This is a genomic window from Hydrogenophaga laconesensis (assembly GCF_031457235.1).
GTDB lineage: Bacteria > Pseudomonadota > Gammaproteobacteria > Burkholderiales > Burkholderiaceae_C > Hydrogenophaga > Hydrogenophaga laconesensis.
In genome coordinates this window covers 48,614-74,715 of record NZ_JAVDWE010000017.1, presented here as the reverse complement: position 1 = coordinate 74,715, position 26,102 = coordinate 48,614, and the positions used below count along the sequence as shown (strand labels likewise).

Annotated in this window: 15 protein-coding genes, 4 tRNA genes and 4 rRNA genes; 12 read left to right on the top strand and 11 right to left on the bottom strand. The window is 62.7% G+C overall.

Annotation, left to right across the window (positions count from 1 at the left end; translation table 11 throughout):
• The first annotated feature begins 6 nt into the window (after positions 1 to 6).
• The gene (locus tag J2X09_RS23325) at positions 7 to 1,227 is read left to right on the top strand and encodes a class I SAM-dependent methyltransferase (protein ID WP_204735207.1); all 1,221 of its coding nucleotides are present in this window, start codon (positions 7 to 9) and stop codon (positions 1,225 to 1,227) included.
• Between the two features lie 35 nt (positions 1,228 to 1,262).
• Here the strand turns inward: J2X09_RS23325 and J2X09_RS23320 are convergent, their stop codons facing one another.
• Positions 1,263 to 2,006 carry an alanyl-tRNA editing protein gene (locus J2X09_RS23320; protein WP_204735206.1) on the bottom strand — a complete coding sequence of 248 codons (744 nt, stop codon included), beginning with the start codon at positions 2,004 to 2,006 and terminating at the stop codon, positions 1,263 to 1,265.
• 36 nt (positions 2,007 to 2,042) lie between these two features.
• Here J2X09_RS23320 and J2X09_RS23315 point away from each other — a divergent pair, with 36 nt between their 5' ends.
• On the top strand, positions 2,043 to 2,885 hold the full coding sequence (locus tag J2X09_RS23315; protein ID WP_204735205.1) for a creatininase family protein: 843 nt from the start codon (positions 2,043 to 2,045) through the stop codon (positions 2,883 to 2,885).
• A gap of 117 nt (positions 2,886 to 3,002) precedes the next feature.
• On the opposite strand, the gene J2X09_RS23310 is transcribed toward J2X09_RS23315, so the two are convergent.
• Positions 3,003 to 3,686 carry a histidine phosphatase family protein gene (locus tag J2X09_RS23310; protein ID WP_204735204.1) on the bottom strand — a complete coding sequence of 228 codons (684 nt, stop codon included), beginning with the start codon at positions 3,684 to 3,686 and terminating at the stop codon, positions 3,003 to 3,005.
• A 212-nt stretch (positions 3,687 to 3,898) separates the two neighbouring features.
• On the opposite strand from J2X09_RS23310, the gene J2X09_RS23305 reads away from it, so the two are divergent.
• Entirely contained in the window at positions 3,899 to 6,226 is a 2,328-nt protein-coding gene (locus J2X09_RS23305) for a hybrid sensor histidine kinase/response regulator (RefSeq protein WP_204735203.1), read from the top strand.
• A 21-nt stretch (positions 6,227 to 6,247) separates the two neighbouring features.
• Here the strand turns inward: J2X09_RS23305 and J2X09_RS23300 are convergent, their stop codons facing one another.
• From J2X09_RS23300 to J2X09_RS23270, 7 genes are read right to left on the bottom strand one after another with little or no spacing between them, the layout of a single operon-like run.
• A complete protein-coding gene (locus J2X09_RS23300; protein WP_204735202.1) occupies positions 6,248 to 7,219 on the bottom strand; it encodes a threonine dehydratase in 972 nt (323 codons plus the stop codon).
• On the bottom strand, positions 7,216 to 7,920 hold the full coding sequence (locus J2X09_RS23295) for a VOC family protein (protein WP_204735201.1): 705 nt from the start codon (positions 7,918 to 7,920) through the stop codon (positions 7,216 to 7,218). Before J2X09_RS23295 ends, J2X09_RS23300 begins: the two co-directional genes overlap by 4 nt.
• A gap of 15 nt (positions 7,921 to 7,935) precedes the next feature.
• Complete coding sequence (locus tag J2X09_RS23290; RefSeq protein ID WP_204735200.1) at positions 7,936 to 8,790, bottom strand: PhzF family protein; 855 nt, start codon at positions 8,788 to 8,790, stop codon at positions 7,936 to 7,938.
• Between the two features lie 15 nt (positions 8,791 to 8,805).
• On the bottom strand, positions 8,806 to 9,420 hold the full coding sequence (locus J2X09_RS23285; protein ID WP_204735199.1) for a glutathione S-transferase family protein: 615 nt from the start codon (positions 9,418 to 9,420) through the stop codon (positions 8,806 to 8,808).
• Positions 9,421 to 9,424: 4 nt separating this feature from the next.
• Positions 9,425 to 10,636 carry an aminotransferase-like domain-containing protein gene (locus J2X09_RS23280; RefSeq protein ID WP_204735198.1) on the bottom strand — a complete coding sequence of 404 codons (1,212 nt, stop codon included), beginning with the start codon at positions 10,634 to 10,636 and terminating at the stop codon, positions 9,425 to 9,427.
• A 22-nt stretch (positions 10,637 to 10,658) separates the two neighbouring features.
• Positions 10,659 to 11,597: a DMT family transporter gene (locus J2X09_RS23275; RefSeq protein ID WP_204735197.1), complete on the bottom strand. Its 939-nt coding sequence runs from the start codon at positions 11,595 to 11,597 to the stop codon at positions 10,659 to 10,661.
• A complete protein-coding gene (locus tag J2X09_RS23270; protein ID WP_204735196.1) occupies positions 11,594 to 12,208 on the bottom strand; it encodes a LysE family translocator in 615 nt (204 codons plus the stop codon). Before J2X09_RS23270 ends, J2X09_RS23275 begins: the two co-directional genes overlap by 4 nt.
• Positions 12,209 to 12,350: 142 nt before the next feature.
• Between J2X09_RS23270 and J2X09_RS23265 the strand changes: the two genes are divergently transcribed.
• Positions 12,351 to 13,760: an aminotransferase-like domain-containing protein gene (locus tag J2X09_RS23265; RefSeq protein ID WP_204735195.1), complete on the top strand. Its 1,410-nt coding sequence runs from the start codon at positions 12,351 to 12,353 to the stop codon at positions 13,758 to 13,760.
• Here J2X09_RS23265 and J2X09_RS23260 read toward each other — a convergent pair whose 3' ends face one another.
• Together J2X09_RS23260 and abc-f are read right to left on the bottom strand one after the other, a co-directional pair.
• A complete protein-coding gene (locus J2X09_RS23260) occupies positions 13,761 to 15,992 on the bottom strand; it encodes an ATP-binding protein (protein ID WP_204735194.1) in 2,232 nt (743 codons plus the stop codon).
• A 48-nt stretch (positions 15,993 to 16,040) separates the two neighbouring features.
• On the bottom strand, positions 16,041 to 17,939 hold the full coding sequence (gene abc-f, locus J2X09_RS23255; RefSeq protein WP_204735193.1) for a ribosomal protection-like ABC-F family protein: 1,899 nt from the start codon (positions 17,937 to 17,939) through the stop codon (positions 16,041 to 16,043).
• 557 nt (positions 17,940 to 18,496) lie between these two features.
• Here abc-f and J2X09_RS23250 point away from each other — a divergent pair.
• From J2X09_RS23250 to J2X09_RS23215, 8 genes are all read left to right on the top strand, one after another.
• A 16S ribosomal RNA gene (locus J2X09_RS23250) occupies positions 18,497 to 20,025 on the top strand.
• Between the two features lie 102 nt (positions 20,026 to 20,127).
• Positions 20,128 to 20,204, top strand: a tRNA-Ile gene (locus tag J2X09_RS23245).
• A gap of 27 nt (positions 20,205 to 20,231) precedes the next feature.
• Positions 20,232 to 20,307 (top strand) — tRNA-Ala (locus J2X09_RS23240).
• A gap of 366 nt (positions 20,308 to 20,673) precedes the next feature.
• Positions 20,674 to 23,552 (top strand): 23S ribosomal RNA (locus tag J2X09_RS23235).
• Between the two features lie 164 nt (positions 23,553 to 23,716).
• Positions 23,717 to 23,829, top strand: a 5S ribosomal RNA gene (rrf, locus tag J2X09_RS23230).
• A 345-nt stretch (positions 23,830 to 24,174) separates the two neighbouring features.
• Positions 24,175 to 25,703 (top strand): 16S ribosomal RNA (locus J2X09_RS23225).
• The 16S, 23S and 5S rRNA genes sit together here with 4 tRNA genes alongside, the layout of an rRNA operon.
• 102 nt (positions 25,704 to 25,805) lie before the next feature.
• Positions 25,806 to 25,882 (top strand) — tRNA-Ile (locus J2X09_RS23220).
• A gap of 27 nt (positions 25,883 to 25,909) precedes the next feature.
• Positions 25,910 to 25,985 (top strand) — tRNA-Ala (locus J2X09_RS23215).
• Positions 25,986 to 26,102: the final 117 nt, after the last annotated feature.

The window sequence follows — 26,102 nt, the reverse complement described above, 5'->3', positions numbered from 1 at the left end:
TTGTGCATGGGATCGATCGTTGAACGCGCCTTGGCGCCCTGGGCGCAGAGGATGAAGACGCGGGTGAATCTGCCGGTTCGCCTGAGTTGGGGCGAGCAGGGCAGCTCCTCGCTGTCCTTGGGCGACTTCCATCAGCCGCAGGTGGAGATACGGGTGCGCGACGCCTCCGCGTTGCCGCTGCTCATCGACCCAGGCCTGGACACCCTGGGTCAGGCCTATGTGGAAGGCCTGATCGACGTGGACGGCTCCATGGAGGACATCCTGGCCGTGGCGCACCGGCTGGCCGAAAACGCCGAGCCCGAGGGCGGCCTGCTCGGACGCCTGCGCCGCCGGTTCTCGCACACGCGCGAGAGCGACAGCGACGCGATCCAGTACCACTACGACGTCTCCAACGAGTTCTATGCCGAGTGGCTCGACGAACGCATGGTGTATTCCTGTGGCTACTTCGAAAATGGTGACGAGACGCTGGCGGAGGCACAGGTCAAGAAGATCGATCACATCCTGACCAAGATCCAGTTGCAGCCCGGCCAGCGGCTGCTCGACATTGGCTGCGGCTGGGGCGCCCTGGTGCTGCGCGCCGCGCAGAAGTTCGGCGCGCACTGCGTGGGCGTCACGCTGTCCAAGAACCAGCACGCGCTGGCGACAGAGCGCGTGAAGGCGGCGGGGCTGGAAGACCGCATTGACATCCGGCTGCAGGATTACCGGGACGTGAAGGACGGCCCATTCGACCGCATCACCAGCGTGGGCATGTTCGAGCATGTCGGCCTCAACCACCTGGCGGAGTACTTCGGGCACATCCGTTCGCTGCTCAAACCCGGCGGCTGGGCCATGAACCATGGCATCACCAGCACCGACGCACACGACGGTGAGACCCGGCATGGCGGCGGCACCTTCATCGACCGCTATGTGTTTCCGCAGGGCGAGTTGCCGCACATCGGCACCGTGCTGCGCACCATGCAGGAGGGCGGGCTGGAGGCTTTCGACATCGAGAGCCTGCGGCGCCACTACATGCGAACCACCCAGCTCTGGAGCGAGGCCTTCGAGGCGCGCACCGCCCGGATCAAACCGATGGTCAGTGAAAAGACCTGGCGCATCTGGCGCATCTACCTGGCCGGCTGCGCCTGGGCCTTCGAGCATGACGAGGTGTCGATCTATCAGGTGATCTGCCGCGCCGCTGGTCAGCCGGCGCAAGGCCTGCCCTGGTCGCGCCGCTGGATTTACCGCTGAACACGTGCCCCCACGCTCCGCCGCCGCGTGGGTTGCTAGTCGCTGAAGCCGAGCACGACCCGGCGCGTGGTGGCCGACTTCTTCTCGATCTTGGTGACGACGACGCGACCGATTTCCGCGGTGTTGGCCACGTGCGTGCCGCCGCAGGGCTGCAGGTCGATCAGCACACTGTCCCCGATGCGGATGGTGCGCACCGTACCGCTGCCGCGCGGCGGCGCCACGCTCATGCTCTTCACGAGCGTAGGGTTGGCGTCGAGCTCCGCGTCGGTGATGGCGCCGACCGTCAGCGGGTGGGCTTCGGCCACCAGCCGCGCCAGACCTTGCGTGAGCACATCCTTGTCGAGCGGGTCGGTCATGTGCAGGTCCATGCGCGCATAGTCCGGGGTGATCGAGCAGCCGTTCACCGGCATCGGTACCAGGTGGCACAGCAAATGTGTGGCGGTGTGAAAACGCATCAGCCGGTGGCGCCTTGCCCAGTCGATGCGCGCCGTGACCGGTGTGCCGACCGTCAGGGTGGCGAGCAACGCCTCCTGCCCCGGCGCCGGCACGTGCACGATGGCCGCGGTGGGTTGGCCCTCGGCGTCCTTGCCCTTGCGCGTGTCGATCACGGCGAGACCCGCACCACCGGGCAGGGCGAGCGTACCGGCGTCGCCCGCCTGACCGCCGCCGAGCGGATAGAACACCGTGCGGTCGAGCACGATGCCGTGCTCGTCAATGCCGGTCACGGTGGCTTCGCATTGCTGCAGGTAGGCGTCCTGCCGGAAAAGATCGTGGGTCATCGTGCCATCTTAAGACGGGCGAATTAAGATGCGTGGATGCCCACGCCATCCCGTTTCTGGTCCGACCTCACCACCGCCGATTTCGCCGCGCTGGATGTGGCCCGGGCCATTGCCGTCCTGCCGGTGGCGGCGACCGAGCAGCATGGGCCGCACCTGCCGCTGTCGGTCGACACCGACATCGCCAACGGCGTGATCCAGGCCGCGCTGCCGCACATCGATACATCGCTGCCGGTGCTGGTGCTGCCAACGCAGGCCGTGGGCTACAGCCCCGAACACACGGGTTTCGCCGGCACGCTGACGCTGAAGATCGAGACCCTCATGCGGGTATGGACCGAGCTGGCGGAGTGCGTGGCGGCCAGCGGTGTGAAAAAGCTCGTGCTCTTCAACGCCCACGGCGGACAGGTCGGTGCGCTCGACCTGGTCGCGCGCGATCTTCGCGCGCGACTGGGCATGCTGGTCTACAGCGTGAACTGGTTCCACCTTCCGCTCACCGACGCCAAGGGCCACGACCTGAACACCCTGTTCAGCGCGGAGGAACACCGTTTCGGCATCCATGCCGGCGAGATCGAAACCTCGCTGATGCTGGCGCTCTCGCCGCAGCGCGTGCACCTGCGCGAAGCCGAGCATTTCCGGTCGGCCTCGCAAGGTCGTGCGCAGCGTTTCCCCATCCTGGGCAATGGCAGGAGCGCCAAGCTGGCCTGGCAGATGCAGGACTACAACCCGCAGGGCGCCGTGGGGAACGCCGCCGCAGCCAGCGCCGACAAAGGCCAGGCCGTGCTGGAGGCGGCCGGCCGCGCCCTGGCGCAGATGCTCGGCGAAATGGACCGCCTGCCGCCCGACACGCTCACTGCGCGCACCGCCTTCCCGCCCGCGCGCTGAACGGTCCCGCGCGGCGGCGGAGTGTGCGTGCGGGGGCGCGGAGCCAGCCGCCGGGCCGCCCCAGGGCGGGCTCAACCCCCTCGGGGGGCAGCGGCGGAGCGTGGGGGTTGTCTCTCTTCAGGCGTATGTCACCCAGTCCTTGAAGTCCACCCGCTCCAGGTGAGGCAGCGTGTTGTAGCTCAGCAGCGTGTGGCGCTTGGGGTTGAACTGGAACTCGGTCACCGCGCTGTTGCGGATGCGCAGGTTCAGCTCGATCGTGGCCTCCGGGCTCAGGCCCAGCACATGCCCGACGGCGGTGGAGATCGGCCCGCCGCTGGAGACCAGCAGCACGTTGTGGCCATGGTGGTTCGCGCGCACGTGGTCCAGGGCGCTGGTCACCCCATGCACGAACTCCGTGTAGGCCGGCATGCCCTGCGGGCTTACGGTGCCGGCCATCCACTGCGTCAGACCATCGCGCAGCAGGCGGAAGTGGTGGCGGTAGAGCTCCGGCGCCTCTTGCGCGTTGCGTGGTTTCTGCAAGGGGTGCGGATGGATCGCGCGGATCACGGCCTCGCTGTCGTACTCGTTGAGTCCGGGCCAGGCGAGGGGCTTGTGCCCGAATCCGGCGCCCTCGGCGATACCGGCCCAGGTCTGTTCGTGCCGGCGCAGGGTGCCGGTGATGATGGCATCGAAGGCCATGCCGCGTTCGGCCCAGTAGCGGCCCAGCTGCACGCTCTGGCGCCGGCCCATGTCGCTGAGCTGGTCGTAGTCGTCGGCGCCGAAGGAGGCCTGACCATGGCGCACGAGGTAGAGAGTTCCCATGGCGGCATTCTCTGGCGCGTGGCGGGCGGTTTTTGTCCCGGCAGCGACTGGGGTGGCCGTCCGCAGTCGCGCAGGTGTCTGCCGTGTGGCGAGGGGGAATCCGTGACGGATGTCGGTTGCCCGAACACACGTGGCTTTGCGGTCTATTTTGCGGTCTAGGCGGCTCATGCCCTGTGCTTCAATGATTCGTATGTGCGTCTTCTCCCGTTTCCATGTTGTTTGACTTGCCCACGTTGCTCGCGGTGCGGGTGGGCGTCGACGTTCTCATTGCCCTGGCTTTTGCGGGCTTGTTGCGCCGCTACCCTACGATCCGTGGCCCGGGCTGGTGGTCGCTGGCTGCGCTGGTCTCGATCCTGGGCTCCCTGGGCCTGTGGATGCGCGGCAGTGTGCCCGACTTTCTCTCTTATGGCATCGGCAACGTAGCGCTGAGCACGGCACCGCTGATTGCCTGGCTGGGGCTGCGCAGCCATCTGCAGTTCCAGCAGCCTGCCTCACGCGTGGCGCTGGCCGCTCTGCTGGTGCTGGTGTTGCAGATCGTGTTCCATGACGTGTGGGACCTGCCTCGGGCCCGTCAGGCGGTCTTCGCGACGGTGGTGCTCGCCGCCATGGCGCTGGCCTACCGTGACATGGTGAGGGCCGATGCGCAGCGGCGGGTGCCGGAAATCCAGGCTCTCAAGTGGCTGACCGCCGTCGAATTCGCTGCCATGGTCGCCTTCGCGGTGGCGGCACCGCTCGGTGGCCTGCCGCTGTCGCAGGTGGGTCCGGTCACCGTGTTCTTCTATCTGCTGGCGGGCTTGCTGCGCGTGGTGCTGTACGGCGCGCTGGTGACGTATCGGCTGCGCGTGGATGGCGACCGCGCTCGCCAGGGGCTGCTGATCCGTGAGGCCGACTCGCGGGCCCTGATCGAAAACCTCAGCGCTGGCGTGATGGTGTTCCGGCCGAACCACACCCTCTCGAGCATCAACAGCGCAGCGCGCCGCTTCTTCGGCTGGAGCCCGGGTGGCGCCAACACCGCGCTGCCCGAGCCCACCGGGCCGGGCTGGCGCATGCTGCGCGAAGACGGCCAGCCGATGCGTCGCCATGACATGCCGTTCGAGCGCGTGCTTGCCACGGGCCAGCCGGTCAAGAGCGTGGTGGTGGGCGTGCCCGTGGGCGGCAGCGGTGAGGTGCGCTGGGCCCTGTTCAACGCCTACCCCGAGAACAACGCCCAGGGAGGCCTGCGCCATGTGGTGCTGACCTTCATCGACATCACGTCCCTCAAGTCCGCGCAGGCCGAACAGAAAACGCTGCAGGCACAGCTGTCGCAGTCGCAGAAGATGGAGGCGCTGGGTACGCTGGCCGGAGGTGTCGCGCACGACTTCAACAACATCCTCGCTGCCATCCTGGGCAACGCCGACCTGGCGCGGCAGGACCTGACACGCGATGCCCCCGCCCGCGAAAGCCTGCACGAGATCAGCACCGCCGCACGACGGGGACGCGAGCTGGTGCGGCAGATCCTGGCCTTCAGTCGCCAGCAGCCGGTCGAACGCACCCGGGTGGATGTGAGCGCGATCCTGTCCGAGACCTGCAATCTCATGCGCGCGGCGTTGCCGCCGCATGCGCAACTGCTGCACGAAGCCCATCCCGACACCCCCGATATGCTGGCCGACGCCACGCAGATCGGCCAGGTGCTCATCAACCTCGGCACGAACGCGGTGCACGCGCTGGAAGGCCGTCCCGGGCGCGTGGAATGCCAGCTGGACGGCCTGGCGGGCGACGATCCCCGGCTGCCTGCCGAGGTGGCCCGTGCGTGCGCCGAAGGCGGGGTGCGTGCGCTGCGCCTGCGCGTGAGCGACAACGGCTGTGGCATGACAGACGCCGTGCGCAGTCGCATCTTCGAACCCTTTTTCACCACCCGGGTGGTGGGCCGGGGCACCGGCCTGGGCCTGCCCGTGGTGCTGGGCATCGTGCAGGTTCATGGCGGCACCATCGACGTCGCCAGTGAGCCTGGCAAGGGCACCACCTTCACGCTCTACTTTCCTGCAGCGCCCGACGGTCCGGTCAGAGCGCCTGTTGATCAGGCGGTTGCACACGCGCCGGCCGATCCCGTCACAATGGCCCCTTGCCCGCCCGACGGCACCGAGACCGCCCCAATGGAGACCCCACCCATGGCCGACGCCCAGCCAGCGGACCAGCCCCACATCCTGTACCTCGACGACGACGATACGCTGGTCTTCCTGGTTCGCCGCCTGCTGGAGCGCAGGGGATACCGAGTGACGTCCTTCACCGACCAGCAACAGGCGATCAAGGCTGTGCGCGAGCAGCCGCAGGCTTTTCATCTGCTGCTGACCGACTACAACATGCCGGGGATGTCGGGCCTGGATGTGGCGCGGGCGGCGCTGGCGATCAATCCCCAGCTGCCCGTGGCCGTGGCGTCAGGCTACATCACCGACGAGCTGCAGGCCGAGGCCAAGGTGGCTGGTGTGCGCGAGGTGGTGTTCAAGACCGACGCCGTCGAGGCGTTCTGCGAGGTGGTGGCACGGCTGGTGCGCACCGACTGACCACCAGGGCTCGGAGGCGGTTCAGCCTTTGCCGCCGAGCACGGCGGCCATCACATGGCTGTCGACGTTGCCACCACACAGCGTGGTGCCGACCACTTGTCCTGTCAGCGATTCGCGCTCCTTCCACGCTGCGGCGAAACTCGCCGCGCCCGCGCCTTCAGCAACGTTGTGCGTGTCGGCGAACAGCATGCGCATCGCCTGGGCCACTTCCTGATCGCTCACCTGCACGATGCGTTCCAGGTGCGGTGAGAGCACCGCAAGTGCGTCGGCATCCGCCACGCGGCACGCCATGCCGTCCGCCAGCACGGTGCTCACCGGCGACTCGATCACCCGGCCCGCCGCCAGCGAATCCGCGTACGTGGTGGCGTGCGCACTGACCACACCGACCACGCGCACGGGGTGCCGCAACGCCAGCTTGGCCGCGATGGCCGAGCAGGCGCCCGAGCCCTGGCCGATCGGGACATAGACGACGTCAAGCGCGGGCACGGCGCGCAGGAATTCCCACCAGCAGGTGCTCACCCCGCGCAGCAGGTCGGTGTGGAAGCTGGGCACCATGTGGGCGCCGCTGGCGGCGGCCAGCCCGATGGCGTGTTCCCGGCTGGCCTGGAAGTCGTCGCCGTGTTCGATCAGCGTGACGCCCAGCGCGCGCATGGCGGCGTTCTTCTCCACCGAGTTGCCGTGCGGCACGACGATGGTGCAGGGCACGCCGTGCGTGCGTGCCGCCCAGCCGATGCTCTGGCCATGGTTGCCACGCGTGGCGCTGATCACCGCGCGCGGCAATTCGCCGCGTGCCTTGAGCTGGTCGAAATAGGTCAGTCCGCCGCGGATCTTGAAAGCACCCACCGGGGTGTGGTTCTCGTGCTTGACCCAGCAGTCCGTGCCCAGCCGCGCGCTCAGGGTGGCCCAGCGGTATTGGGGGGTGGGCGCGAATTCGCGGTACACCACCTGAGCGGCAGCCTCGATGTCGTGCAGGGTTGGCAGGATGTGGTTCATGGGGGCGAGAGCAGGCTCAGACGGCCGCGGGTCGGTGTGTCGATGTCGGCCGCGAGTCCGGCCGGGCCCTCGCTCACGCCCATGTGGGGCAGACCCACGGCCTGCAAGGCCGCGCGCAGCCCTGCGGCGCCCGGGTGGCGCAGCTGCAGGCGCCGCAGGGCCATGCCGCTGGCGGGCAGGTGCTGTGTCGGGTGCGTTCCGCCCCACTGGATCAGCGTGGGCAGCGCACCGTTGAACAGGCGCTGGCCGTCGTCGCGGACGCTGATGCGCCACTCCAGCAGGCCGTGCGCGGTTTGCCGTGAGGCATGGATCACCGGGCCGCGATGGATGCCGATGGCGCGCAACGCGGTGATCGCGACGTCGATATCGGGCACGCGGGCCACCCAGTGGATGAATTGCGGTCCCTGGCGCTGCAGCCGGTGTTGCAGCTCGGGGTCGTCGAGGTCGAACCAGCGGCGCAAGCCGGCGGGCCGCATGGGTGTTGCCCCGGGGTTGATGGCGATGATCTCGAGGTAGGCGTCGGCCATGCCGGCCTGTGAGTCGCCGTGCAGCCGCAGCAGGCGGTTGTGGGTGCCGAACAGGGGGTGCTCGCCGCCCGGGCCGGGCGGGATGCCCAGCGTGGCTTCGCACCAGGCAACGCCTTCGTCGAGCGTGCGCGCCGCCACCACCAGATGGTCGATCTGCGCACAGGTCTCAGTCATGGCGTGCCCTGGCGTTCACAGGTCCACCCGGCCCTCGATGCAAGTCACGGACGCACCACCGACCCAGATGGTGCCGTCGGCATCGCGTTCGATGTGCACACGCCCGGCGCGTGCCATGGCCGTGCCTTGTGCGGCCACGTAGCGGGGTGGCGCCATGCCCGCGCCGATCAGCCATTGCGCCACCGCCGCGTTGAGGCTGCCGGTGACCGGGTCTTCGGTCATGGGCTGGTGGCCCTGGAAGAAGGCGCGCACTTCGAAGGCGGTGTCGGAACCCGCAGCCTGGGGACCGACCAGGCCGACCTCCAGTCCGGCGAGCAGGGTGGCGTCGGGTCGCACGGCGAGCACCTGTTCGGCCGATCGCAGCATCACGCCGCGCCAAGGGGGGCCGTTGTCGCACCATGCGTGCGCCACGATGTCGTCGCGGCCCAGGCCCAGGCCGCGCGCGATCAGCACCACATCCGCCTCGTCGAGCGGCCCGTTGCGCCTCAGCGGTGGCGCGGCGAAGGCCAGGCGATTGCCGTCGCGGCGGATGCGCACCAGGCCCACGCCACATTCCTGCACCACGTGCTGCTCGCCGCGGGCCCGGCCGCCGGCTCGCAGCCAGGCGTGGCAGGTGCCGAGCGTGGGGTGGCCTGCGAAGGGCAGTTCACGGCCAGGGCAGAAGATGCGCACGCGGTAGTCGGCGCCAGCGGCGTGGCCTTCATCGGTGGGTGGCAGCACGAAGGTGCATTCCGACAAGTTGGTCCAGTCGGTGAAGTGCTGCATGGCCTCGGTGCTCAGACCGGTGCCGTCGAGCACCACGCCCAGGGGGTTGCCCCGGTAGGGCGTTTCGGTGAAGACGTCGACTTGCTGGAAAGGGCGTTGTGCCATCAGGTTCCTCCGGATTCAGGACAGGGGCAGGTCCAGCACACCCCGGCTCGCGGGCAGCGCCAGCCATCCGGCGTACCAGCGTTCCAGGTGGGGCCACGTGGGGCGCGTTTGTGGCAGGCCCCACCAGCGGTGAACCTCGCAGGCGATCGGGATGTCGGCCATGCCCACCGTGTCGCCGGCCATGAAGGCCTGGCGGGAGAGGTGCCGGTCGAGCAGCGCGAACAGCGGTTCGGTGGCGGCGACCGATTTCTCGATCACCCGGGCGTCGCGTTGCGCCTCCGGCGTGCGTATCCATTGCTTGAAGCCGGGGCCCGTGGCGGGGTTCAGCGTGGTCTGCTGCCAGTCCATCCAGCGCTCGGCGTCGAAGCGTTGCCGGAGATCCTGCGGGTAGAGACGGCCTTCCCTGGCGCAGAGGTAGCGCACGATCGCGTTCGATTCCCACAGTCTGAAGTCACCGTCCTGCAGCAGGGGCACCAGGCCGTTCGGGTTGTTCGCGAGGTAGGCCGGCGTGTCCACCACGCCGAAGGCCATGCCGGCGTCGGTGCGCGGCAACTCGATGCCGAGCACCTGCGCGCACAGCACGACCTTGCGCACGTTGATCGAACTCAGGCGGCCCCACAAGTGCAACATCGGCTCACCCTTTCAATTGGTCTCGGATGGCCAGGGCCAGCGCGGCGACGCCGATGCGGATCTGCTCCACGCTGGCGGTGACGAAACTCAGGCGCAGCGTGCGTGCATCGGGTTCGGTGGCGTAGAAGGCGGCACCGGGCACGAAGGCCACGCCCTTGTCCACCGCGCGTGGCAGCAGGTCGATGGCACTCACGCCCTCGGGCAGGCGCACCCAGAGGAACATGCCGCCATCGGGCGAATTCCATTGCACGTCCAGTCCCTGCATTTCCCGTTCAAGGCACGTCAGCATGGCCTGGCACTGGCTCTTGTAGAGCGCGCGGATCGTGGGCACATGGCGGTCCAGGAAGCCGTCCTTGAGCACCTCGGCCACCATGCGCTGGTTGAAGCCAGGGCTGTGCAGGTCGGCCGCCTGCTTGGCTTGCAGCAGTTTCGGGTATACCGCCCTGGGTGCCACGATGAAACCCAGCCGCAGACCGGGTGCGAGCACCTTGGAGAACGAACCCAGGTAGATGCAGCCTTCAGGGTTGCGTGCGCTCAAGGGCAGCGGCGGCTCGACGTCGAACCAGAGATCGCCGTAGGGGTTGTCCTCGATGATCGGCAGGCCCCGTGCGGCCGCGCAGGCCACCAATGCGGCCCGGCGTGCCTCGCTCATGCTGCGGCCGGTGGGGTTCTGGAAGTTGGGCAGCACGTAGAGGAATCGCGCGCGGTCCGCGCCCTGGCCGATGCGGCGCTCCAGGTCGGCCACGTCGATGCCTTCGTCGTCGCTGGCCACGGCCTCAATCGTGGGTTCCATTGGCGTGAAGGCTTGCAGCGCGCCCAGGTAGGTGGGCGTTTCCACCAGCACGCGAGAGTCGCTGTCGATCAGCACCTTGGCGACCAGGTCAAGGCCTTGCTGGCTGCCGGTGGTGATGAGCACCTGTGCGGGGTCCACCGCCCAGGGCAACTGGTCGGCCACGGCTTCGCGCAGCGGGCCGTAGCCCTCGCTCGCGGCGTATTGCAGCGCGGCCTGGCCGTCTTCGCGCAGCACCTTGGCACAGGCGTCGGCGAAGGCACTCACGGGAAAGGTCTTGGGCGAGGGCAGACCACCCGCAAAGCTGATGATGCCGGGCTTCTCGGTGACCTTGAGGATTTCGCGGATCACCGATGGGTTCATGCGCTCGGCGCGACGCGCCAGCGTCCAGGGGGTGGTGGCAGGAGGAAGGTCGTTCGGTTTCATGGCGTCTCCGTTCAGTCAGTCGCTAGGTGTGGGAAGTCCGGGTGTGTACAGGCATTCTCTTGCCGATGAAGACAGTCGCAATCACTGCGACGGCAAAACCGAGCGTGGTCGCATCGAGCCTTTCGCCCAGCAGGGGCACGGCCGCCAGGATGCCGAAGAAGGGTTGCACCAGCTGGACCTGGCTCACGCGCACCGTGCCGCCAATGGCCAGGCCGCGGTACCACGCGAAAAAGCCGATCCACATCGAGAACACGGCGGTGTAGGCAAAACCCCACCAGGCCGATGACTGCAGTGGCACCTGGGGACGGGTGAGGATGGCCAGCGGCAGGGTCAGCGGCAGGGCGATGACCAGTGCCCAGCAGATGACGTGCTCGGCACGCATATGCTGGGACAGGCGCGCGCCGTACGCATAGCCCACGGCGGCGCACAGCATGGCCGCGAGCAGCAGCCCGTCAGCAGGGTGCAATGCCAGGCCAGCGCCGCCCGAGCTCTGTATCGCAAAGCCCACCACCAGCGCACTGCCCAGTGCTGCGCACACCCAGAAAGCGGCGGAGGGGCGCTGGCGGTGCAGCAGGGCTGCCACCGCCGCCGTGGCCAGCGGCAGCACGCCCACGATCACGCTGGCGTGCACCGCCTCCACGTAGCGCATGGCCACCGATGTGAACAGGGGAAAACCGAACACGACGCCCGAAGCGGTGATGGCCAGCGGGACGAGATCAGCGCGCCGCGGCAGCGGTGCCCGCGTGATGGCCAGGAACAGCGCCGAGAGCGTGGCGGCCACCACGGCGCGACCCAGCGCCACGAACACGCCCGACATCTGCGGCGCGTCGACGGTGCCGACCGCCAGCCGCGTCATGGGCAGCGTCAACGCGAAGATGAGCACGCCCAGCAGGCCGAGCACCAGACCCTGGTTGGCGGGTTGCTCGATCCAGCGAGGCGATGGCAGGGTGCGGGTGTTCATACGGTCAGCATCCAGAGAGCGGTGGCGACGAGCACGGCGGCGAGCGCGCGGTTGAACCACACCAGGCGCGTGCCTTGTGCCAGCCAATGCCGCAGCAACGAGCCGGCCACCGCATAGGTGAGGTTGCTGGTGAAGGCGAAGAAAACCATCACCACGCAGATGATTGCCAGCCGTTGGCCCGGGTTGGACGACGGCTGCCCTGCGGCGTTGACCACCCAGCCGGCGGTGAGCGTGAGTGCCAGCATCCAGGCCTTGATGTTGAGGAACTGCAGACCCACGCCCTGGAGGAAGGTGACGTTCAGGCGAGAGGCATCCACCTCGGACAGCTTCGAGGCGCCCGCGAGCTTCCAGGCCAGCCAGAGCATGTAGACCACGCCCAGCAGCTTCACGCCCCAGCGCAGCGCTGGCACACCCAGCACCAGTGCGCCCAGTCCGAGGCCGCAGGCCAGCATCAGCAGCGTCCAGCCGGTGGGCACCGCGAGGCAGAAGCGCATGGCGCGGCGCAGGCCCAGGTTGGCCGCGAGGGCGGTGGACAGGGTGGTGTTGGGCCCCGGCGAAAAACTCATCGCGGTGCAGAACAGCAGCAGGGCGGTCAACTCGGTGGCGCTCATGGAAAGCGGGCATGGCTTGTGTGGGCGGGACGATCACTGTAATCTTGCGACCCAGTACACAACCAATACAGTTATCCAGCGCAGTTGTGAAACTGTATTGGTTGCTGAGACAGTACAGGCTGATATCGAAGGATGCCCCGCCATGCTGATGAAGACCTCCGCACAATCCCTGACCGAGCAGCTCGCCGAGCGGTTTTCCTCGCGCATCCGCAGCCGCCTGCTCGCGCCAGGAACGCGCCTGCCCTCGGTGCGCCAATGCGCGCAACAGCACGGAGTGAGCCCGTCGACCGTGGTGGCCGCTTACGACCAGTTGCTTGCTCAGGGGCTGGTGGTGGCGCGCAAGAACCGGGGGTTCTTCGTGCGCGAGATGCCGACGCCTCGCACCGAAGGCCATCTGGTCGAAACGAAGCACGCGGCACGAACCGGCTCATCGCCGGTCAACGCCACGGCACTGATCCGCGGCATGTTCCACAAGATCAGCCAGAAGCCGCACCCCGGCATGGGCGTGTTTCCGCCGGACTGGCTGGAGTCGACGTTCATGCCCGCAGCCGTCCGCAAGGTCACTGGCATGCGGGCCCTGCAGGATTTCTCGCTCCAGTACGGCGAACCGCTGGGCGACACGGGCCTGCGACGCGTGCTGTCGCAGAAACTGGCCTCGTTGAACGTGCATGCGGATGCCGACCACATCATCACCACCGTGGGGGCGACACATGCGCTGGACATCGTGAGCCGCACCTTGCTGCGGGCGGGCGATCCGGTGATGGTCGAGGAGCCCGGGTGGGCGGTGGAGTTCGCCCGTCTGTCGGCATTGGGCATGCGCATCCTTCCGGTGCCGCGCCGCGCGGACGGGCCGGACCTGGACGTGATGGCGAAGTACTGCGAAGTGCACCAGCCCAAGCTGTATGTGAGCGTGAGCGTGTTTCACAACCCGACGGGCTATTGCCTGACACCGGGCAGTGCGCACCGCCTGTTGCAGCTGGCCAACCGGCACAACTTCCACATCGTCGAGGACGACACCTACAGCCATATCGCCCCGGAGCACGCCACCCGCCTGACCGCACTCGATGGCCTGCAACGCACCATCTACGTAAGCGGTTTCGCCAAGATCCTCGCACCCAACTGGCGCATCGGTTATCTCGCTGCCCCATCGGCCCTGGTGGAGCCGCTGCTGGACACCAAGCTGCTTTCTACGCTGACCACTCCGGCCCTGCTGGAACGTGCGCTGGCACTGTGCATCGAGCAAGGCCAGCTGCGCCGCCATGCCGAGCGCATCCGCACCCGGCTGGATGCTGCGCGTGCGCGCAGCGTGAAGCTCGCGCTTGGCGCGGGCTGCTCGTTCGCGGCAGAGCCGGTCGGTCTGTTCGGCTGGGTCGATACCGGCGTGGACACCGATGCACTGGCGCAGCGCATGCTGGACGAGGGCTACCTGATCGCGCCAGGCGCGCTGTTCCATGCGGCCCGAGCGCCCAGCACGCTGATGCGCATCAACTTTGCGACCACGCAGGATGCGGCGTTCTGGCGCGTGTTCACGCGGCTGAAAGCGTCGGGCTGATCAGAGCCGGGTGTCGAAGAGATCGCGGCCGCGCGACTGAAGGATGTCGGCGAGAACGCGATCGATCTGCCGTGCCTCGACTTGCATCAGGGGCAAGGCACGCGAGAAGAGCTGCCAGTCTCCTGAGCGGGCCGCCAGCTCGAGGCCTTTGGCCAGGCGCGCCCCGCGCTCTGCGGTCATGGCGCCCAGAGACCCTTTGAGACCGTGTGCATGGGCCACGGCAGCGGCCGTGTCGCGGGTGCCCAGCGCTTTCTGCAGTTCGATCTGGCGCGTGGCGAGGTCGACGCGCATCGCCTGGGCCAGTTGCCCCAGTGTTTCTTCGTCGCCATCCAGGCGCCGCAGCAGCTTTTCCACGTCCAGCGCTTCGGCATGGGTGCCTTCGCGGGGGCTGGGGGGCTCGATGGGTGCGGGTTGCGTCACCTGAACGGGCCCGGCCTCAGGAGGTGGTTCGGGTGCCTGGGGTGCGTCGGCGGCCTCGGGCACGGCCTGCGCATCACCGATTTTCAGCACGCGGTCCATTTCCTTGATCAGCGCCTGGGGGCTGACCGGCTTGGCCGTGTAGCCGTCCATGCCGGCGGTCAGGCAGGCCTCGCGGTCGCCGGCCATGGCATTGGCGGTGACCGCGACGATGGGGGTGCGGGGCAGTTTGCGCCGCGATTCGATGTCGCGGATTTCCTTGGTCGCCTGCAGGCCACTCATGCCGGGCATCTGCACGTCCATGAGCACGAGGTCGATACCGCCCTGTTCCCACTGTGCCACCGCATGCACGCCGCCACGGGCCACGCGCACGATGCAGCCCAGGCGCAGGAGCAACTGGCGCATCATCAATTCGTTGACCGGATGGTCTTCCGCCAGCAGCACCACCAGACCGACATAACGGCCGCCCGCCTGAGACACCTCCATGAGCTCGGCCGAGGCGCTGAGAGGGCCAGGATCCAGCTCGCGCAGAGGCAGCGTGAGCGTGAAGGTGCTGCCCTGGCCAGCGTCGCTCTTGAGGTCAACGTCACCCCCCATGAGCCTTGCCAGCCTTGCACAGATCGCCAGACCCAGGCCGCTACCGCCGTAAGGGCGTGCCGTCGAGGCGTCGGCCTGCGTGAAGGCGTCGAAGACGCTGGCGTGATGCTCTGGCGCGATGCCCACACCGCTGTCGCGCACCTGCAGTTGCAGGCGTGCCGGTCCTTCGTCCGGGGCTTGAAGTGCCTGGATGCGCACCTCGATGCGGCCACCGCGCGGGGTGAACTTGATGGCATTGGACAGCAGGTTGTTGAGCACCTGGCGAATCCGTACCGCGTCCCCCGTGACCCATTGAGGCAGTGAGGGCGGCAGTTCGAACTGGAACTCCAGCCCTTTTTCATCGGCCTGTTCGGCGAAGGGCACGATGGCCTGCTCCAGTGCCTGATGGAGGTCGAAGCGCAGGTTCTCGATATCGAGCTTGCCTGCCTCGATGCGCGAAAGGTCCAGGATGTTGTTGAGCAGATCCAGCAGTTCGTGGGCGGAGTTGTCCATCATTGCCAGCCAGCTGGACTGGTCGGCATTGAGCGGTGAGTCCATCAGCATGCGCGTGAGGCCCATGAACGCATTGAGGGGCGTACGGACCTCATGGCTGATATTGGCCAGGAATTCGCTCTTGGCGCGGTTGGCCTGCTCTGTCAGTGCGCGTGCGCGTTCGCTTTCCTCTTCGATGCGCTTGCGCTCGCTGATATCGACCAATGTGCCCATCAGGCGCAGCGGCTGCCCCTTGTTGTCGTGCTCGGCCACCGCCGCTTGCGTCTCCACCCAGCGCCAGCCCTCGGAAGTTCGCACCCGGTGCTGCAGCACTGCGCGCTGGATGCGGCCGCCCAGCAGCCCCATCACTTGATCGCGCAGTGGCTCGAGATCGTCGGGGTGCAGGCGTGCGCGCAGATCGACGGCTTCCCAGTAGCCGTCCGCCGCAATGTCGCCCAGGAGTTCGCCCCAGCGTGCGGTCAGGAAGACCTGGGTGGCTGGCAATTGCCAGTCCCAGAGGGCCAGGCCTGCGGCATCCACAGCCAGCTGCATCCGGTCGCGGGCTTCGTCCAGGGCCTCCTCGGCCAGCAGGCGGCTATTGGATTCGCGGTGAACGGTGCTGCGCAGGTGATCGAGCTCGCGATTCTGGTGCTCCAGCTCGCTGAGCAGCCTTTGCGAGCGCTCACGCTCCTGCTGGAGCTCGTCCAGCGTGCGTTGCAAATCGAAGGCGAGACGATCTGGCGTCATGGGCGTGTGTGAGGGTGATGCGAACGCCAGGGTACCCCTGCAGGATCCTCAGCTGCCGCCAAGCGCTTCCCAGCGCTCCAGCGCCTGAAGCCATTCCCCCTCGACTTCGGCATGTCGGACGCCAAGTTGAGCGGCACGAACGGGATCACTGTGAAATAGTTGGCCATTTTCCAGGTCCTTGCCGATGGAAGCCTGTTCGGCTTCAAGGGCCGCTATCAGTGCTGGCAGGGCATCAAACTCCCGTTGTTCCTTGTAGCTTAGCTTCTTCTTGGCCGGTGCGGGCGCCGGAGTTGTACTGACCTGTTTCGCCGCTGGAGTGGGCGCGGGAGCGGAAGGTGTCTCCCGGTCACGCTGCAGTGCGGCGGCGCGCGCCGACTGCGTCAGCCAGTCCTGCACGTCACCCACGTACTCTCTCCAGCGTCCGTCCCCCTCGAACACCAGGGTGCTCGTGACGACGTTGTCCAGGAAGCGCCGATCGTGGCTGACGAGAAACACCGTGCCTTCGTACTGCTGGAGCAGATCTTCCAGCAGCTCCAGCGTGTCGATGTCGAGGTCGTTGGTGGGTTCATCCAGGACCAGCACATTGGCCGGACGCGCGAACAACCGTGCAAGCAGCAGACGGTTGCGTTCGCCCCCCGACAGCGTGCGCACCGGCGCGTTCGCCCGTGCAGGAGAAAACAGAAAGTCGCTCAGGTAGCTCTTGACGTGGGTGCGCTTGCTCCCGATCTCGATCCATTCACTGCCCGGGCTGATGAAGTCTTCCAGTGTGGCATCCAGGTTCAGCTGGTCGCGCATCTGGTCGAAATACGCCACGCTGATCTTGCTGCCCTGGCGTACCGAGCCGCTGGTGGGTTGCAGCTCGCCCAGTATGGTCTTGAGCAGTGTGGTCTTGCCCGCGCCGTTGGGGCCGATTAGGCCGACTTTGTCGCCCCGCAGGATCGTGGCCGAGAAGTCCCGGATCACGGTAAGCTGCCCGCCGTTGGCCATGGGGAACGTCTGGGTCACCTTGTCCAGTTCCGCCACGATCTTGCCGCTGGCAGCGCCGCTGGCTACCTCCAGTTTCACACTTCCCACTGCCTCGCGTCGCTGTGCGCGTTGTTCGCGCAGCCGCTCCAGGCGGGTGATCCGGCCTTGTGCCCGCGTACGGCGTGCTTCCACGCCCTTGCGGATCCAAACTTCTTCCTGGGCCAGCAACTTGTCGGCGCGAGCGTTGATCACCGCTTCCTGCGTCATCTGCTCTTCTTTCAGCACCTGATACTGGGCGAAATTGCCGGGGTAGCTCAGCAGACGTCCGCGATCCAGTTCAACCATGCGGGTGGCCACCCGATCCAGAAAGGCGCGATCGTGGCTGATGGTGACCACGCTGCCCTTGTACTCCAGCAGCAACTCCTCCAGCCATGTGATGCTGTCCAGATCAAGGTGGTTGGTGGGCTCGTCGAGCAACAGCACGTCAGGCCGGCTTACCAGCGCCTGCGCCAAAGCGACCCGCTTCTTGTTACCTCCGGACAGCTCACCCACGCGCACCGATCCGTCCAGGTGCAATCGGTGCAGTGTCTCCTCAACCCGTTGCTCCCAGTTCCAGGCATCCAGCGCCTCGATGCGGTTTTGCAGGGCATCCAGATCCAGGCCATCTGCGCCACTTAGATACAGATCCCGCGCGGCACGTGCATCCGCCAGCCCGACGCTGGCGGCCTCAAACACCGACGACTGCAAATCCAGCACCGGCTCTTGCGGCACATAGGCAACGCGCAGCCCCGTCTGCACCTGCATCGTGCCGTCGTCGGCCTTTTCAAGCGAGGCGAGAATTTTCAGGAGAGATGACTTGCCGGTGCCGTTCCGGCCTATGAGACCAACCCGCTCCTGCGCTTCGAGCGAAAAGTCGGTATGGTCGAGCAGTGCCACGTGGCCGAAGGCCAGCTGTGCATCCTGCAGGGTGATGAGTGCCATGAAGAACCTGAGTCAGAAGGAACTCTGATTATCCTGTGCCTGTCGGCGCACGAGAGGTAGGGCGAGGCAATGGGAGCGCGGGTTCCCGAGCACATATATAGAGCCCTGCCGAGTGCGATCAGCGGGAAGCATCGGGTTGCTACACGCCGCACACCTCTTCACAAACTTTTTTTTGGAGGTCTTTGACGGAGTCGCAAAAACTGTCGTATACTGCAAGGCTTCGCTGATCACTGTTGAGCTTTCGGGCTCGATGCGTTTTGCGAGGTTGATGCAGTCGGAAGCGGCCAAAAACGAAGAAAGAAATTTCAGATTTTTTGACAGGCCTCCAAAAACTGTGTCATAATACGAGGCTCAGCTGATCGCAGCTAGGCAAGCAGATGAAAGTGGTGAGAGCCACTGGTTCTGTGGATCATTAAAAACATACAGCCGATAAGCGTGGGCGTTTGAAGGCGATTGCCGCATGGATTCGAAAGAGTCCAAGTCGCAAGACTTTAAACGCTCATGAGAATAGAAGTGAAGTTCACTTCAATTCCGTTTTTATGAGTAATTTCAAGATCGAACTAAAGAGTTTGATCCTGGCTCAGATTGAACGCTGGCGGCATGCTTTACACATGCAAGTCGAACGGTAACAGGCCGCAAGGTGCTGACGAGTGGCGAACGGGTGAGTAATGCATCGGAACGTGCCCAGTCGTGGGGGATAACGCAGCGAAAGCTGCGCTAATACCGCATACGATCTGTGGATGAAAGCGGGGGACCGTAAGGCCTCGCGCGATTGGAGCGGCCGATGTCAGATTAGGTAGTTGGTGGGGTAAAGGCTCACCAAGCCGACGATCTGTAGCTGGTCTGAGAGGACGACCAGCCACACTGGGACTGAGACACGGCCCAGACTCCTACGGGAGGCAGCAGTGGGGAATTTTGGACAATGGGCGCAAGCCTGATCCAGCAATGCCGCGTGCAGGAAGAAGGCCTTCGGGTTGTAAACTGCTTTTGTACGGAACGAAAAGGCTCTGGTTAATACCTGGGGCTCATGACGGTACCGTAAGAATAAGCACCGGCTAACTACGTGCCAGCAGCCGCGGTAATACGTAGGGTGCGAGCGTTAATCGGAATTACTGGGCGTAAAGCGTGCGCAGGCGGTTTTGTAAGACAGGCGTGAAATCCCCGGGCTCAACCTGGGAATTGCGCTTGTGACTGCAAGGCTGGAGTGCGGCAGAGGGGGATGGAATTCCGCGTGTAGCAGTGAAATGCGTAGATATGCGGAGGAACACCGATGGCGAAGGCAATCCCCTGGGCCTGCACTGACGCTCATGCACGAAAGCGTGGGGAGCAAACAGGATTAGATACCCTGGTAGTCCACGCCCTAAACGATGTCAACTGGTTGTTGGGTCTCTTCTGACTCAGTAACGAAGCTAACGCGTGAAGTTGACCGCCTGGGGAGTACGGCCGCAAGGTTGAAACTCAAAGGAATTGACGGGGACCCGCACAAGCGGTGGATGATGTGGTTTAATTCGATGCAACGCGAAAAACCTTACCCACCTTTGACATGTACGGAATTTGCCAGAGATGGCTTAGTGCTCGAAAGAGAGCCGTAACACAGGTGCTGCATGGCTGTCGTCAGCTCGTGTCGTGAGATGTTGGGTTAAGTCCCGCAACGAGCGCAACCCTTGTCATTAGTTGCTACGAAAGGGCACTCTAATGAGACTGCCGGTGACAAACCGGAGGAAGGTGGGGATGACGTCAAGTCCTCATGGCCCTTATAGGTGGGGCTACACACGTCATACAATGGCTGGTACAAAGGGTTGCCAACCCGCGAGGGGGAGCCAATCCCATAAAGCCAGTCGTAGTCCGGATCGCAGTCTGCAACTCGACTGCGTGAAGTCGGAATCGCTAGTAATCGTGGATCAGCATGTCACGGTGAATACGTTCCCGGGTCTTGTACACACCGCCCGTCACACCATGGGAGCGGGTCTCGCCAGAAGTAGTTAGCCTAACCGCAAGGAGGGCGATTACCACGGCGGGGTTCGTGACTGGGGTGAAGTCGTAACAAGGTAGCCGTATCGGAAGGTGCGGCTGGATCACCTCCTTTCTGGAAAAGAGCAATCAAGCTCAAACGCTCACACTTATCGGTTGTTGGAAGGACGTCGCCAGCGATTCGGGCTCAGGCCTGGAGAGATCAAGCGACCGGCTTGGGTCTGTAGCTCAGTTGGTTAGAGCACCGTCTTGATAAGGCGGGGGTCGTTGGTTCGAGACCAACCAGACCCACCATCCCCTCCAATGAGTGAAGAATATCCTGGGGGATTAGCTCAGCTGGGAGAGCACCTGCTTTGCAAGCAGGGGGTCGTCGGTTCGATCCCGTCATCCTCCACCAATGTTGTTTGGCAGCATTCTTGTTAGATAAATCCACATCAAAGCATCTTGGCCAGGTTGGTTAAGGGTGCTTTGATGTTGATCGATATCCATCGATTGACCGGTGGCCGCAAGGCTGCCACGGCTGTTCTTTAAAAATTCATAGAGTCGAATCAGCGTTGCTGATGGAAAGCACATATTCGTAAAGGTTTCATGTGCACCGTGCCATCAGCAACATTTTTTGATTGCGTCAACGAATATTCAATTTGATCGAAAGATGCAAATTGGAGCGGCATAACGCGCCAGGTGAAAGACCTGGCAGACATTTGCTTGATGTGATTTTGTATCTTGCGCAATCGAAAGATTGTGTGAGATGTCAAAGTTATAGGGTCAAGTGAATAAGAGCACGTGGTGGATGCCTTGGCGATGATAGGCGACGAAGGACGTGATAGCCTGCGATAAGCTTCGGGGAGCTGGCAAATTAGCTTTGATCCGGAGATTTCCGAATGGGGAAACCCACCTAGCAGTAGGTATCGCATGATGAATACATAGTCATGTGAGGCGAACCGGGTGAACTGAAACATCTCAGTAGCTCGAGGAAAAGACATCAACCGAGATTCCGAAAGTAGTGGCGAGCGAAATCGGAAGAGCCTGTTAGTGATAGCACAAGACTTAACGGAACGCTTTGGAAAGGGCGGCCATAGCGGGTGATAGCCCCGTACGTGAAAAGACCTGTGTGGTACTGAGCTAACGACAAGTAGGGCGGGACACGAGAAATCCTGTCTGAATATGGGGGGACCATCCTCCAAGGCTAAATACTCATCATCGACCGATAGTGAACAAGTACCGTGAGGGAAAGGCGAAAAGAACCCCGGGAGGGGAGTGAAATAGATCCTGAAACCGCGTGCTTACAAAAAGTAGGAGCCTCGCAAGGGGTGACTGCGTACCTTTTGTATAATGGGTCAGCGACTTACATTCAGTGGCAAGGTTAACCGAATAGGGAAGCCGTAGAGAAATCGAGTCCGAACAGGGCGATTCAGTCGCTGGGTGTAGACCCGAAACCAAGTGATCTATCCATGGCCAGGATGAAGGTGCCGTAACAGGTACTGGAGGTCCGAACCGACTAGTGTTGCAAAACTAGCGGATGAGCTGTGGATAGGGGTGAAAGGCTAAACAAACTTGGAAATAGCTGGTTCTCTCCGAAAACTATTTAGGTAGTGCCTCAAGTATTACCATCGGGGGTAGAGCACTGTTTTGGCTAGGGGGTCATGGCGACTTACCAAACCAAGGCAAACTCCGAATACCGATGAGTACAGCTTGGGAGACAGAGCACCGGGTGCTAACGTCCGGACTCAAGAGGGAAACAACCCAGACCGCCAGCTAAGGTCCCTAAAATTGGCTAAGTGGGAAACGAAGTGGGAAGGCTAAAACAGTCAGGATGTTGGCTTAGAAGCAGCCATCATTTAAAGAAAGCGTAATAGCTCACTGATCGAGTCGTCCTGCGCGGAAGATGTAACGGGGCTAAGCCAGTTACCGAAGCTGCGGATTTGCAATTTATTGCAAGTGGTAGGAGAGCGTTCTGTAAGCCTGTGAAGGTGTCTTGTAAAGGATGCTGGAGGTATCAGAAGTGCGAATGCTGACATGAGTAGCGTTAAAGGGGGTGAAAAGCCCCCTCGCCGTAAGCGCAAGGTTTCCTACGCAACGTTCATCGGCGTAGGGTGAGTCGGCCCCTAAGGCGAGGCAGAGATGCGTAGCTGATGGGAAACAGGTCAATATTCCTGTACCGATTACAAGTGCGATGTGGGGACGGATCTTAATAGGTTATCCGGCGGTTGGATGTGCCGGTTTAGACAGATGTAGGCGATACGTAGGCAAATCCGCGTGTCATATACCGAGGCTGTCGATCGAGCGAGCTTGCTCGCGAAGTAACTGAACGAGGTCCCAGGAAAAGCCACTAAGCTTCAGCTTGTAATTGACCGTACCGCAAACCGACACTGGTGCGCGAGATGAGTATTCTAAGGCGCTTGAGAGAACTCAGGAGAAGGAACTCGGCAAATTGACACCGTAACTTCGGAAGAAGGTGTGCCCTAGTAGTGTGATGAGAACATCTGAGCACGAACGGGTTGCAAAAAATTGGTGGCTGCGACTGTTTATTAAAAACACAGCACTCTGCAAACACGAAAGTGGACGTATAGGGTGTGACGCCTGCCCGGTGCTGGAAGATTAATTGATGGGGTGCAAGCTCTTGATCGAAGTCCCAGTAAACGGCGGCCGTAACTATAACGGTCCTAAGGTAGCGAAATTCCTTGTCGGGTAAGTTCCGACCTGCACGAATGGCGTAACGATGGCCACACTGTCTCCTCCTGAGACTCAGCGAAGTTGAAATGTTTGTGATGATGCAATCTCCCCGCGGAAAGACGGAAAGACCCCATGAACCTTTACTGTAGCTTTGTATTGGACTTTGAACAGATCTGTGTAGGATAGGTGGGAGGCTTTGAAGCAGGGTCGCTAGATCTTGTGGAGCCAACGTTGAAATACCACCCTGGTGTGTTTGAGGTTCTAACCTAGGTCCATTATCTGGATCGGGGACAGTGCATGGTAGGCAGTTTGACTGGGGCGGTCTCCTCCCAAAGCGTAACGGAGGAGTTCGAAGGTACGCTAGGTACGGTCGGACATCGTGCTAATAGTGCAATGGCATAAGCGTGCTTAACTGCGAGACTGACAAGTCGAGCAGATGCGAAAGCAGGACATAGTGATCCGGTGGTTCTGTATGGAAGGGCCATCGCTCAACGGATAAAAGGTACTCTGGGGATAACAGGCTGATACCGCCCAAGAGTTCATATCGACGGCGGTGTTTGGCACCTCGATGTCGGCTCATCTCATCCTGGGGCTGTAGCCGGTCCCAAGGGTATGGCTGTTCGCCATTTAAAGAGGTACGTGAGCTGGGTTTAAAACGTCGTGAGACAGTTTGGTCCCTATCTTCCGTGGGCGCTGCAGATTTGAGGAAGCCTGCTCCTAGTACGAGAGGACCGGAGTGGACGCACCTCTGGTGTACCGGTTGTCACGCCAGTGGCATTGCCGGGTAGCTAAGTGCGGAAGAGATAACCGCTGAAAGCATCTAAGCGGGAAACTCGTTCCAAGATGAGATCTGCCGGGGCCTTGAGCCCCCTAAAGAGTCGTTCAAGACCAGGACGTTGATAGGCTGGGTGTGGAAGCGCAGTAATGCGTTAAGCTAACCAGTACTAATTGCTCGTGCGGCTTGACCCTATAACTTTGATGAAAATCATCAGAGTCAAATGTCATCCGACTGAAAAGTCATGTTATGCCAGGTGGCCCAGAAATGGCCCCATCGTTGGCTGCAATCAAGATAGCTGATTCGAAGCTCTATGAATTCGTTGGACTGTGCACTCACAGCCCGACAACAAGTTATGCCTGACGACCATAGCGAGGTGGTCCCACTCCTTCCCATCCCGAACAGGACAGTGAAACGCCTTTGCGCCGATGATAGTGCGGGTTCCCGTGTGAAAGTAGGTCATCGTCAGGCTCTTACCAGCCCCCCAAACCCCCTCGTGCTCCATGCACTTGGGGGTTTGGGCTTTATAAAGTGTAGAGGCCGGTTTTTGAGTTGAAAGATTTCTTTGAAGTCTTGCAAAACCTCCAAAAACTGTGTCATAATACGAGGCTCAGCTGATCGCAGCTAGGCAAGCAGATGAAAGTGGTGAGAGCCACTGGTTCTGTGGATCATTAAAAACATACAGCCGATAAGCGTGGGCGTTTGAAGGCGATTGCCGCATGGATTCGAAAGAGTCCAAGTCGCAAGACTTTAAACGCTCATGAGAATAGAAGTGAAGTTCACTTCAATTCCGTTTTTATGAGTAATTTCAAGATCGAACTAAAGAGTTTGATCCTGGCTCAGATTGAACGCTGGCGGCATGCTTTACACATGCAAGTCGAACGGTAACAGGCCGCAAGGTGCTGACGAGTGGCGAACGGGTGAGTAATGCATCGGAACGTGCCCAGTCGTGGGGGATAACGCAGCGAAAGCTGCGCTAATACCGCATACGATCTGTGGATGAAAGCGGGGGACCGTAAGGCCTCGCGCGATTGGAGCGGCCGATGTCAGATTAGGTAGTTGGTGGGGTAAAGGCTCACCAAGCCGACGATCTGTAGCTGGTCTGAGAGGACGACCAGCCACACTGGGACTGAGACACGGCCCAGACTCCTACGGGAGGCAGCAGTGGGGAATTTTGGACAATGGGCGCAAGCCTGATCCAGCAATGCCGCGTGCAGGAAGAAGGCCTTCGGGTTGTAAACTGCTTTTGTACGGAACGAAAAGGCTCTGGTTAATACCTGGGGCTCATGACGGTACCGTAAGAATAAGCACCGGCTAACTACGTGCCAGCAGCCGCGGTAATACGTAGGGTGCGAGCGTTAATCGGAATTACTGGGCGTAAAGCGTGCGCAGGCGGTTTTGTAAGACAGGCGTGAAATCCCCGGGCTCAACCTGGGAATTGCGCTTGTGACTGCAAGGCTGGAGTGCGGCAGAGGGGGATGGAATTCCGCGTGTAGCAGTGAAATGCGTAGATATGCGGAGGAACACCGATGGCGAAGGCAATCCCCTGGGCCTGCACTGACGCTCATGCACGAAAGCGTGGGGAGCAAACAGGATTAGATACCCTGGTAGTCCACGCCCTAAACGATGTCAACTGGTTGTTGGGTCTCTTCTGACTCAGTAACGAAGCTAACGCGTGAAGTTGACCGCCTGGGGAGTACGGCCGCAAGGTTGAAACTCAAAGGAATTGACGGGGACCCGCACAAGCGGTGGATGATGTGGTTTAATTCGATGCAACGCGAAAAACCTTACCCACCTTTGACATGTACGGAATTTGCCAGAGATGGCTTAGTGCTCGAAAGAGAGCCGTAACACAGGTGCTGCATGGCTGTCGTCAGCTCGTGTCGTGAGATGTTGGGTTAAGTCCCGCAACGAGCGCAACCCTTGTCATTAGTTGCTACGAAAGGGCACTCTAATGAGACTGCCGGTGACAAACCGGAGGAAGGTGGGGATGACGTCAAGTCCTCATGGCCCTTATAGGTGGGGCTACACACGTCATACAATGGCTGGTACAAAGGGTTGCCAACCCGCGAGGGGGAGCCAATCCCATAAAGCCAGTCGTAGTCCGGATCGCAGTCTGCAACTCGACTGCGTGAAGTCGGAATCGCTAGTAATCGTGGATCAGCATGTCACGGTGAATACGTTCCCGGGTCTTGTACACACCGCCCGTCACACCATGGGAGCGGGTCTCGCCAGAAGTAGTTAGCCTAACCGCAAGGAGGGCGATTACCACGGCGGGGTTCGTGACTGGGGTGAAGTCGTAACAAGGTAGCCGTATCGGAAGGTGCGGCTGGATCACCTCCTTTCTGGAAAAGAGCAATCAAGCTCAAACGCTCACACTTATCGGTTGTTGGAAGGACGTCGCCAGCGATTCGGGCTCAGGCCTGGAGAGATCAAGCGACCGGCTTGGGTCTGTAGCTCAGTTGGTTAGAGCACCGTCTTGATAAGGCGGGGGTCGTTGGTTCGAGACCAACCAGACCCACCATCCCCTCCAATGAGTGAAGAATATCCTGGGGGATTAGCTCAGCTGGGAGAGCACCTGCTTTGCAAGCAGGGGGTCGTCGGTTCGATCCCGTCATCCTCCACCAATGTTGTTTGGCAGCATTCTTGTTAGATAAATCCACATCAAAGCATCTTGGCCAGGTTGGTTAAGGGTGCTTTGATGTTGATCGATATCCATCGATTGACCGGTGGCCGCAAGGCTG